The following is a 10993-nucleotide window of genomic DNA, read 5'->3' as shown; positions in this document are numbered from 1 at the left end:
GAAACGTGAACCAAGCAGCGGCGCGAGCCGCGTGAGACTTGGAGCTGGCCTCGACAACGAGACCATGCAAACTACCACAAACTAGTTTGCAACGGAGAAGGCAGAAGAGGATGGAGAAATAGAAGGAAATGGGGAGGAGTCCGGATGGTGAATCGGGAAGGCCGACATGCGGCTGTGATGACAACGCAAAGGGATAGCATGGAGGGCATGAGCAACTCCCTTTCACTCTCCGAACGAATCAACCGTGTCGCGCCGAGCGCTACGCTCGCAGTGGACACCAAGGCCAAGGCGATGAAGGCGCAGGGCGTCGACGTCGTCGGTTTCGGCGCGGGCGAACCCAACTTCGCGACGCCGCAGGAAATCGTGGCCGTCGCCGCCGAAGCGGTCGTCGATCCGAAGAACTACAAGTACACGCCGACGGCCGGTCTGCCGGAACTGCGCGCGGCCATCGCCAATAAGACGTTGCGTGACAGCGGCTACGAAGTCAAGCCGGAACAGGTCGTTGTGACGAACGGCGGCAAGCAGGCCGTGTACGAGGCGATGCAGCTGATCCTCAACGATGACGACGAAGTCATCATTCCGACGCCGTACTGGACGAGCTATCCGGAAATGGTCAAGCTCGCCGGCGGCAAGCCCGTCGAAGTGTTCGCCGGTGCCGAAGTCGGCTTCGAGCCGAACATCGACGACATCGAAAAAGCGCGCACCGACAAGACGAAGGCGATCATCGTCACGTCGCCGAACAACCCCACCGGCGCAGTGTGGAGCGAGGAAACGATCAAGCAGATCGGCGAATGGGCGGTCGAACACGGCGTGTGGGTGCTCAGCGACGAAATCTACGAACACCTCACGTATGACGGCGTGAAGACGACGTACATCGGCGCGGCCGTGCCGGAAGTTCGCGGACAGCTCATCGTGCTCAACGGCGTGGCGAAGACGTATGCGATGCCCGGTTGGCGCGTCGGCTGGCTCATCGCGCCGCCGGAAGTCGCCAAGGAAGCGGCGAAACTGCAGGGGCACATGACGTCGAACGTCAACAACATCGCGCAGCGCGCGGCGCTCGCGGCGGTTTCGGGATCGCTCGACGCCGTTGATGCGATGCGCGGGGCCTTCGACAAGCGCCGCGGCATCATCGTCGCCGCGCTCAATGACATCGATGGCGTGCATTGCCCGACGCCGAAGGGCGCGTTCTATGCGTTCGCCGATGTTCGCGGACTGCTGAACAGGCCGGTCGGGCCGAACGGGCTCGAGTTCGAGACCTCGTCGGATCTGGCGGCTGCGCTGCTCGACGAAGCCCACGTGGCGGCCGTGCCGGGCGAGGCCTTCGGCGCGCCGGGATACATGCGGTTCTCGTACGCGGTTGCGGACGATCAGATCGTGGAAGGCATGCGTCGGTTCAAGGAATGGGCCGAGGCGGGGCGCGCGTGAGAGCGTGTGTGTCGTGAGCGTGTGAACGCGGGGCGATTCGGGTTGACTCGGGTCGCGTTGATTCGGGTCGGATCGGCTCACGGCGGGTTTGGCGGCGGTTGCGCAGGTGCGCGGCCGCCGCTTTTTTGGTTGGAGTGGGGTGTGCGGGTTGCTGGTGGGCGGAACGGGGGTGGGTTGTCGACGAAGTTGAGGAAAGTTGTCGACGAAGTTGAGGAAAGTTGTCGACGAAGTTGAGGAAAGTTGTCGACGAAGTTGAGGAAATAGGTCGGAACAGCGGGGGTTTGCAGGTCGGATCGTCGACGGTGTTGACGGAGTGGGACGGAACTGGGGCAGCTGGCGGGTCGAACTGTCGAGATGGGTGGCGAAGCGGGTCGGAACGAAGGGGAGGACGGGGAGAACGTGGTCGGATTGTGAAGGAAACACACGGGATTGGACATCGTCGGACGGATACGTTACTATTTCAACTTGGCAGTTTTGCGAAGGCCGGAAACGGCAGACGCAGAATCAACCTAGGGAAGTGGCGCAATTGGTAGCGCAACGGTCTCCAAAACCGTAGGTTGTGGGTTCGAGTCCCGCCTTCCCTGCAAAGACAGCGAGTAAGTTCATCGAATGCCTTTCAGGAGGGAACATGGCCAAGAAGACCGATCATGGCGAACTAGTCGTGAAGCCGAACGTGTTCATGCGCATCGGCCTGTTCATCAAGCAGATCATCGATGAACTCCGCAAGGTCGTGACGCCGACCAGGAAGCAGCTGTTCTACTGGTCGCTCGCATCGTTCATCTTCGTCGTGCTGCTCATGGTGCTCGTCACGCTGATGGACACCGGACTCGGCAAGCTCGCCTTCCTGATCTTCGGCTGATTCGGCCAAAGCGAAAAGAGGCGTAAACCTTGAGATTATAGCTGGGGGGAACCCCAGCTATAATCGTTTTCTGGTACATTCAATCGTTGGAATCAACCCCCCAGCACAAAAGGACATGCATGAGTGACGAAGTGAATCTCGATGAGCTCAATCAGGCTGATCAGGCTCAGTCGCAGACGGAGGAGATTGACGCCGTCGCCGCCGCGTCGCCGAGCGAGGATGTCGCGGAAGGCATCGCATACGACTCCGTGGACGCCGCGGAACAGACGCCGGCCGACGACGCCGACGAGGCTGCAACCGTGAGCATCGAAGAGGACATCGACGAGCAGCCGGACGTCAACTCGGACGCGAAATCGAACGGCACCGTGGACGCCGACGCAAACGACGACGGTCCGGCGGCAGAAGCGCAAGAAGAAGCCGAAGAAGAGGACGCCGGCGCGAAGGCGGTCAAGGAATTCTCGAAGAGCCTGCGCACGCTCGACGGCAAGTGGTACGTGCTGCACACGTATTCGGGATACGAGAAGCGCGTCAAGAGCAACATCGAATCGCGTGTGGCCAGCTTCGGTCTCGAAGACACGATCTTCCAGGTGGAAGTGCCGATGGAGGAAGTCGAGAAGCACACCGAGAAGGGCAAGAAGGTCGTCACGCGCGTGCGTGTGCCGGGATACGTGCTCATCCGCATGTGGCCGGACGAGGACGCGCGCCGCATCGTGCGCGAAACGGAAGGCGTGACCGGCTTCGTCGGGCCGACGCGTGAGCCGGCGCCGCTGACCCGCAAGGAAGTCGTGCAGATGATGGCGCCGATGATCGCGTCGCAGGCGCTCAAGGAGGCGGGCGACAAGCCGGCCGCTGCGAAGAAGCGCGTCATGGAGGTCTCGTACGCGGTGGGCGATCAGGTCACCGTCACCGACGGCCCGTTCGCGACGATGTCCGCGGTCGTCTCCGAAGTCGAGCCGTCGACGCAGAAGCTCACGGTGCTTGTGTCGATCTTCGGACGCGACACGCCGGTCGAGCTCGGTTTCGACCAGGTGGAGAAGCTCGTCTGAGCATCAGACGGCATCAAGCGGTTCTAAGCAACGCGCAGTTCGCCTTCGGGCGGCTGCGCGTTGCTCGTTGTGACGCATGATGCGGGCCATGTACGCCGTTGCATCGCTGATTGCAGGCGGTTGCGGTACGCGGGTGTATCTCAGCTGGGAAGGAGCATTTTCTCGGCAGCGGGTCAGTATGGGGGTGGAAATCGGCGTGATGACGCGCACCTCGGACGGGGATATCTGAGGGTGGCGGAGAAAATGCTCCTTCCCAGCCGAGATACGGCCAAAAGATGGGTGTGGCCGTTTCTTGTGCGCAATCGTGCCGTGCAGGCATGATGGGACGGGGCGGAAGGGGGCTTGCAAGGGAACACAAGCGCGCGAAAAACCTGGGTGTCGGTTTGGATTCGCGGGGTTATGGGACGGGCGGGATCGTAATGGGGTGCTGCGACGGTTGATGGCGCGCGATGTGCCGTGACGGGTTGGCATCGTGATGCGGACGTGCTGTGATGCGGACGTGTCGTGATGCGGACGTGCTGTGATGCGGACGCATCGTCGCATCGTGATGTCGGCGCATCACGGCATAATGGATAAGTTGTGACTGGAGGGTACGCGTATGCGTTCCCGCTGGCACAGCACAGCAAGACAAGGTTGCGGAAGGCGTGGAAACACGCCGTTTTCACCGCTTCACAGAAAGAAGAACCAACTTATGGCTCCTAAGAAGAAAGTCTCGGCGCTGATCAAGCTCCAGATCGAGGCTGGCAAGGCCAATCCGGCACCGCCGCTGGGCCCGGCTCTGGGTTCCCATGGCGTGAACATCATGGACTTCTGCAAGGCGTACAACGCGCAGACGCAGGACAAGATGGGCCAGATCATCCCTGTCGAGATCACCGTTTACGAGGATCGTTCCTTCGACTTCATCCTCAAGACGCCGCCGGCGGCCGCGCTGCTCAAGAAGGCTGCGGGCGTGCAGAAGGGCGCCGACAATCCGCTGACGACGAAGGTCGGCTCGGTCACCAAGGATCAGGTCCGCGAAATCGCGGAGACGAAGATGGCCGATCTTTCCGCTCGTGACATCGAAGCCGCAATGAAGATCATCGAGGGCACTGCGCGCTCGATGGGCATCACGGTGACGGACTGAGAGGAGAGGGACAGATGGCTAAGCACTCCAAGAAGTATCGCGAAGCGGCCGAGCGCATCGATCGCAACAACCTGTACACGCCGGAAGAGGCCATTGCTCTGCTCAAGAGCATGCCGTCATACAACTTCGACCAGACCGTCGAAGCTGTGCTCCGCCTCAACGTCGACCCGCGCAAGGCCGATCAGCTCGTGCGCGGCTCCGTCAACCTGCCGAACGGCACCGGTAAGACCGCCAAGGTTCTCGTGTTCGCCCGTGGCCCGAAGGCCACCGAGGCGCTCGAAGCTGGCGCGGACATCGTCGGTGACGACGATCTCGTCGAGCAGGTCGCCAACGGCTTCCTCGACTTCGACTCCGTCGTCGCGACGCCGGACATGATGGGCAAGGTCGGCCGCCTCGGCCGCGTGCTCGGTCCGCGTGGCCTCATGCCGAACCCGAAGACCGGCACCGTGACCATGGACGTCACGAAGGCCGTCAAGGACATCAAGGGCGGCAAGGTCGACTTCCGCGTCGACAAGAACGGCAACCTGAGCTTCCTCTTCGGCAAGCTTTCGTTCACCGCTGAAGCGCTCGATGAGAACTTCCGCGCAATCGCCGACGAAGTCAAGCGCCTCAAGCCGGCCACCGTCAAGGGTCGCTACATCACGAAGGCGACGATCACCGCGACGATGGATCCGGGCGTTCCGGTCGATCCGGCTTCAATCTGATTCGGTTTCCGATCGGTCGGCCGACTACGGCTGATTGAAGCGTCATCCCCGCTGGGCAACATGCCCGGCGGGGATTTCTTGTAGGTGGTGGGTGTTGGTCGGCGGCGTGCGTGAATCGTGAGGATGAAGAGACGAAGCTCGGAGAAGAAACGGTCGGTGGGTAGAATCGAAATCATGTTGGGCGACGAACACGCGGATATTCTGGAACTGTTGGCGGGACGCACGGACGATGGCACGATTCGGGCGCTCGCGTTCGAATGCCTGATCAGCGGACTGCGCGATGAGCGCGTCACGTCACTGCTCAACGTCATCGGATGGCGAGGACAGTTCGAATGCTTCGCCGTCGGGGGAGAACCGGCCGAAAGCATGGCGGCGACGGTGGCGAAAATCGGACAGGTCATCACGGATCTCGGCGGCGTGTCGCCGCTCATCGGCGTCTATGGCGCCTTCGTCATCGTATGCGCACGGGTGCAGGCGGCTGTGTCGCCGGGCATCGCGAGCACGAATATGCTGCCGGCGTTCAGCGAAGGGGCAGCCGTGTACGTCAGCCCGATGCGGGAAGGTGTCGAAGGGGCGAGCCATGCCGTGCGCGAAACGCTGTTCTCGTTGCAGGCGGCGCCGTCGATCGTCGAACCGGCGCGGCCGCTGCGCGCCGACGATCTGCTGCCGGAGCGCGCGCTCATCGGTGACGACATGGCGCGCGAGGAGCTGTACCGCAACGTCTATCAGGTATTGCACGGCAGCAGTGAGGACGATCCGACCTTCGTGACGGTGTCCACGTTCCTGCGGCACGGCGGGTCGCTTGAGGCGACGGCGAAGGAGCTCAACATCCATCCGAACACGGTCCGCTACCGGCTCAAGCGCGCGGCAGAGACGACCGGGTGGGATGCGACCGACCCGCGGGATGCCTTTGTGCTCAATACGGCGATCGCCATCGGTCGGATTCGGGACCGGTGAGGGCGATGGGGCGTTGGCAAGGGGCTACGGGCCTAGAAGGCGGTGATGGCGGCGACCAGGGCGGGGCTAGTTGATGGCTAAGCGGTGGTTGGTCGGGATCCGGGCAACAGTCTGATTGGTATCTGCGCTGAGGGAGAGCAACTTCGTCGGATAGGGCGCCTAGCGGGCTTGCGTGGTGGCGGAAATATGCGGTTTTGGATGGGGCTACTTGGCGAATGCCGGGAAGATGCTCTCCCTCAGCGCAGATATGGTTTCGGAGCTGGCTGCGCGGTTGTTTTGGAGTGCGGTTGTGTGCGGATGTGGGGCGTTCTGAGCGAACCGGGCGGTCTGAAGCCGTGGAATGGCTGGAATCCGAGTGGGATTGAGGTGTGCCGGCCGTGTGACCGGCACACCCAGCGCGGAATCAGTGCTGTGATGTTGGGATGGCCGGGAGGTCGAGACGGCGGAGAGTGTCGCGGTGGAACATGAGGCACAGGAAGCCGAAGACGAAGACGATCGGCAGCATGTGGCGCTCGAAGTTGTTCGCCGGCGCCGTGATCATGACGCCCATCAGCAGCAGCAACGGCATGTGCCACGACAGGGCGCGCCAACGTCTGAGCACGAGTTCGCCGGCGCCGATGAGCAATGTGAAGATGACATAGCAGTTGCCATGGGTGAACCAGCCAAGCACGGGGATGCTGCTCCAGCCGCGGGCGAAATCGGCGACCTTCGTGCGCCAGCCGTGGTCGTAGTACTTGATCCAGGTGTTCGTCTGCTGGACATAGTCGTTGTCGATGTAATAGCTCATCGGGACGTAGGGCGGATCGAAGATGTCGAAGTAGCCGTAGCTCTTGGCGAACAGGCCGTCGAAGGCGGTGCGCGGGTCGGCGCGAACGATCTCAAGCCACGCCTTGTTGAAGTTGTCCATGTCCTCGGGCGTGACGGAACGCCAACGATAGCTGACCTTCTTCGACTGGATACCGGAGGATTTGACCGGGTCGGCGTCCTGGGGACGGTAGGCCTGCGCGGTCTGGTCGAGGTTGAAAATCGGGGCGAGCTTGTCTCGCGCGTCCTGCGGGATCGCGTTCGGATTCTCGTGGGCGACGCGCGCGATCATCTGAATCTGGATGCCGCGGGATTCGATCGGGTCGCCGCTGATGATCGTGCCGGAGGCGATCAGCGCGGCGATCGAACCGTGGATCAGGATCGTCGGCAGCAGCAGCGTGCCGAGGTAGAGCTTCCAGCGGCGACGGTCGGCGAGCAACGAAAAAACGACCTGTGCGAGAAGGATATACCACGCGTACTTCGCGCTGATCAGCATGACGCTCACCGAGACGACGAGCGCGGCAATCGTGATATGGCGCGTGGGGAGGACCTCGGTGCGCAGGGTGGGGGAGGTCTTCACGCGCGGGGCGTAAGTCATGTAGAGCTCGTACATCAGGCCGAACCACCAGGTGAATGCGAACGCGAACAGTGGGGATTTCGTCAGCGAAATCGTCGCGAACAGCACGAGCGGGCAGCAGATGAAGACGAGCATGATGAGCGCGCGGGCGCAGGCACCGGCGGGAGTGCCCGCGTAAGGGGTGATGCGCGTGGAGATCGTCGTCGCGGTCGAGGTGATCAGTGAGGAATCAGCGGGCATGCTGCGGTGGTCCTTGCTGCGCGAACGGCGGGTGAGCCACGGCAGATTGAAGAAACGATTCGCGGCGGATGCACAGCAGAAACCGGCGAACAACCATTGGAGGAAGGCGAGGACGACGAGGCCGGCGTCGTTCGAGCCGGTCAGGTAGCGGGAGATGGCGAGGGCGCCGCCGTAGAAGACGGTGAGGACGATGTTGTGCTGGTCGGTCAGGTAGGTCGGCTGGTCGGGCCACATGTAGTGGGCGGTTGGGTAGATGTCCATCGGGACGAAGGAGAAGAAGCCGATGTAGGGCTGGTCGACGCCGGTCCATTGATTCCACGCCCAGGCGAATTCGCGGGCTTGCGAATAGATGTCGGCGCCGAAGGCCGCGAGGAGCGTCGCCGGAACCCACAGCCAGCAGATGGCGAGAACGAGCCAGATGCGTTTCCAGTCGGAAGTCGCCGCGATGATCGCGCGCGAGACGGCGGCGGTGATGTGGGAGCAGTGGGGGCGGAGGCGGAAGGCGAAGGTGTGCTTGATGGGCTTCGCGTGGATGTCGGAGGTGTGGGCGTTTTCGGGAGTGTGAGAGTTCGCGGGGGTGTGGATGGAGGAGGATGTGGACAGAGGGGATGTAGAATGCACCGCGATTGTGGAAGAGTCATTGTGATCGTCCACATCAGTATCCACAGCGATGTGGATTGAGTCGGTGGTGGATACGGAGGTTGTGGGACCGGAGACGGAATCGGTTGGGGTGGAAGGGGAATCAGATGTGGTAGCGGAAGGGGAATCACCGACAGTGGCGGAGGTCGGGGTGTGGGGGCGGACTCGGGTGAGGTTGCGGGGTTTGCACATGCCTTCGCGGCGGTAGGCGGTGAAAACAAGCAGCAGCACAAAACCGAAGGTGCAGCTGAACATGACGAGGAACAGCAGCGCGTTCGTCCATCCGAAGCCGGCGAGACCGACGTCGGAGCGCATCAGCGGACCGATCGACGTGCACCAGGAGATCCAAACGCAGGCGAGCGCGGCGATCAGCCAACGGAAGAACGCGCCGCAGCGGTCGGCGAACGTTGGCGGCGTCACGCGGAAAGCGGGGGTTGTGGTCGCGGAGGATTCGGCATTGGTGGACGACGCGGTCGTCGGGGTGTCGGAATCGGTGGGATGCTCACGTGCCATAGACGCGATTGTACAATCGGCGGCAGAATGGACGGCTCATGCGGGGTTAGCCGTCGGCGCAGTGGGCGGTGGCGGGATGTGCGGGGGCGTTGTCGGTGGGGAGGAGCATGGGTGGTCGCGTGTGGGCATCGGAGTTCGGGTGCATGATGGATAGGGAATCAGAACATCAACGGAGGAGCATCGCATGGCGGAAGGAAACATGAGCGGCAACGGCAACAACAACGATGGCGGTGCTGCGGCTGCGTCGATGTCTGGGTCGGTGGCCGCATCGAGCGCGCAGCAGAATCCGTTCCGCGATGACAATGTCGTCACCGGCGACCTGCCGCTGACGCGGGCGGTGGCGAATGTCGTGTCGCTCAAATCGGTCGGGTCGACGAACACGGTCGCTGAAACATACATCACAAGCGGGCGGTGGAATCGCAACGGCATGACGATTGTCAGCGCGCGGGAGCAGACGGCAGGGCGCGGCCGGCTCGACCACACATGGTTCAGCTCGCCGGGGAAATCGTTCATGATGTCGTTCATTTCCGCGGTGGGCAAGAATGTGGCATGCGACCCGCAGATCAACGGATGGCTGCAGATGATCGCGGGATTGTCCGTACTCGACGCGCTGCGTGAAACACTGAGTGAAACGGATATGATGCTCGTGCGCGACCCGGCGAACATCGACGACGCGCGCGACGACGTCATGCTCAAATGGCCGAACGACATCGTCTACCACGGGCATAAACTCGGCGGCATCCTCGCGCAGATCGTGACGGTGCCCGCGCCGGACATCGTCGCCGTCATCTATGGGGTCGGGCTCAACATCGACGTGCCGCTCGGCGAACTGCCGACCGACGAGGCGACGTCGTGGCAGCTCATCACACAACCCGAGCACGCGGGGGAGCGGCCGAGCACAGAGGCGGTGATGGATCTCATCGCATCGCGCACGGTAAAACATATCGAGGAGCGGCTGTGGAGTCTTGGGCTGAACCCCGAGGTGGACGTGCAGCATTTGCGGCGCCGGCTCGTGCAGGAAAGTTGGACGCTCGGGCATCCGGTCGAGGTGCACTATACGAACGGCGAGACGGAGCGCGGGATTGCGCATGGCATCAACGCCGACGCGTCGCTGGCGATGACGACCGACGACGGTGAAGAGCGGATCGTGCACACAGCCGACGTGGGCGTGCTGCCGAACGTGGCGCGCTGAGCGGGCGACGGGTGGCGGTCGCTGGCGGGCTGGGTTGCGAACGTGCCGGGTGCGGGGTGCGGCTGCGGCGTTCGCTGGGAGGGGCGGTTGTGATCGTTCCGGGTGAGGATCGTGACGCTGGCGTTCGCTGACGGTTCGGTTTGCGATCGTTCCGGGTGCGGGGTGCGCCTGGGACGATCGCAACCGGCGGGTCAGCGCAGCTTGGCGAGCGCGATTGGTGTCGCAAGCGAAGCGGCAAGCGCGGCTTTCAGCAGATCGCCGGGGAGGAAGGCCGACGACGCCATCGCGAGCGGCTTTAGCGGCGCATGCGTCGTCGCCGCCTGAACGAGCACGCCAACGCCATCCTGCAGCAGCACGCATCCGAGTGCACACGCGAGGAAATAGCCGAGGAAGACCACAATCGGCATCAGCGCGGCCGCGCGCGTGGAGTGAATGTGGCCGTTGATGCCGTTTCGCGACGCGAACCGCACGATGAGCGCGCCGAGCAGCGACGTGACGATGCCGGCCGGCAGGAACGCATACAGGAAGCCGCATGTTGGACCGACGAGCGCGGCCGTCGACATGCCGCCCGAGAAGACCGGCAGTCCGCACAGCCCCATCGTCAGGTAGAGGGCGACGGCGCTCGCGACACGTCGCCAATCGAGCGTCACGGCGGCGATCATCAGCACGAGCGTCTGCAACGTGATCGGCACCGGCGTTCCCGGAATTGCGATGCGACCGATCGCCGCGGCCGCCCACAACGCCCCGGCCGTGAGCGCTACCGGCAGCGCACCGCCGGCGACACGCCGAATAGTGACTTCTGACGTCCGAATGGTGAGACTGCTGTTGTGGTTCGATTGATGATTCATCGTCGTTCCTTCATATGTTGTGGACTGTCCGTATCCGCCATCCCCGCCTGCTACCGGTAACGGATT

Annotated in this window: 10 protein-coding genes and 1 tRNA gene; 9 read left to right on the top strand and 2 right to left on the bottom strand. The window is 62.9% G+C overall.

Annotated elements, in window-relative coordinates; genetic code table 11:
- The first annotated feature begins 207 nt into the window (after positions 1–207).
- From G606_RS0108140 to G606_RS0108110, 8 genes are all read left to right on the top strand, one after another.
- Positions 208–1425: a pyridoxal phosphate-dependent aminotransferase gene (locus G606_RS0108140; protein ID WP_026645543.1), complete on the top strand. Its 1218-nt coding sequence runs from the start codon at positions 208–210 to the stop codon at positions 1423–1425.
- Between the two features lie 511 nt (positions 1426–1936).
- Positions 1937–2009: transfer RNA gene (locus tag G606_RS0108135), tRNA-Trp, on the top strand.
- Positions 2010–2053: 44 nt separating this feature from the next.
- Positions 2054–2284: a preprotein translocase subunit SecE gene (gene secE / locus G606_RS0108130; protein WP_026645542.1), complete on the top strand. Its 231-nt coding sequence runs from the start codon at positions 2054–2056 to the stop codon at positions 2282–2284.
- Positions 2285–2403: 119 nt separating this feature from the next.
- Positions 2404–3330 carry a transcription termination/antitermination protein NusG gene (gene nusG, locus G606_RS0108125; RefSeq protein WP_026645541.1) on the top strand — a complete coding sequence of 309 codons (927 nt, stop codon included), beginning with the start codon at positions 2404–2406 and terminating at the stop codon, positions 3328–3330.
- Between the two features lie 88 nt (positions 3331–3418).
- Positions 3419–3559: a hypothetical protein gene (locus tag G606_RS11240; protein WP_155802857.1), complete on the top strand. Its 141-nt coding sequence runs from the start codon at positions 3419–3421 to the stop codon at positions 3557–3559.
- A 462-nt stretch (positions 3560–4021) separates the two neighbouring features.
- Positions 4022–4453, top strand: coding sequence for a 50S ribosomal protein L11 (gene rplK / locus G606_RS0108120; protein ID WP_024541045.1), 432 nt, complete (start codon positions 4022–4024; stop codon positions 4451–4453).
- 14 nt (positions 4454–4467) lie between these two features.
- Positions 4468–5157: a 50S ribosomal protein L1 gene (gene rplA / locus G606_RS0108115; RefSeq protein ID WP_026645540.1), complete on the top strand. Its 690-nt coding sequence runs from the start codon at positions 4468–4470 to the stop codon at positions 5155–5157.
- Between the two features lie 174 nt (positions 5158–5331).
- Positions 5332–6114, top strand: a complete 783-nt coding sequence (locus tag G606_RS0108110) for a PucR family transcriptional regulator (RefSeq protein WP_026645539.1) — start codon at positions 5332–5334, stop codon at positions 6112–6114.
- Positions 6115–6517: 403 nt separating this feature from the next.
- Here G606_RS0108110 and G606_RS10320 read toward each other — a convergent pair whose 3' ends face one another.
- Positions 6518–8887 carry a DUF6020 family protein gene (locus G606_RS10320; RefSeq protein ID WP_155802855.1) on the bottom strand — a complete coding sequence of 790 codons (2370 nt, stop codon included), beginning with the start codon at positions 8885–8887 and terminating at the stop codon, positions 6518–6520.
- Positions 8888–9071: 184 nt separating this feature from the next.
- Between G606_RS10320 and G606_RS0108095 the strand changes: the two genes are divergently transcribed.
- Positions 9072–10079, top strand: a complete 1008-nt coding sequence (locus G606_RS0108095; RefSeq protein ID WP_231371468.1) for a biotin--[acetyl-CoA-carboxylase] ligase — start codon at positions 9072–9074, stop codon at positions 10077–10079.
- Positions 10080–10270: 191 nt separating this feature from the next.
- Here the strand turns inward: G606_RS0108095 and G606_RS0108090 are convergent, their stop codons facing one another.
- Complete coding sequence (locus G606_RS0108090; RefSeq protein WP_026645536.1) at positions 10271–10927, bottom strand: biotin transporter BioY; 657 nt, start codon at positions 10925–10927, stop codon at positions 10271–10273.
- Positions 10928–10993: the final 66 nt, after the last annotated feature.

The sequence above is a fragment of the Bifidobacterium sp. AGR2158 genome (assembly GCF_000424225.1).
Taxonomy (GTDB): Bacteria; Actinomycetota; Actinomycetes; order Actinomycetales; family Bifidobacteriaceae; genus Bifidobacterium; species Bifidobacterium anseris.
The sequence above is the reverse complement of the archived record's forward strand: the minus strand, read 5'-3'. Positions and strand labels throughout refer to the sequence as shown.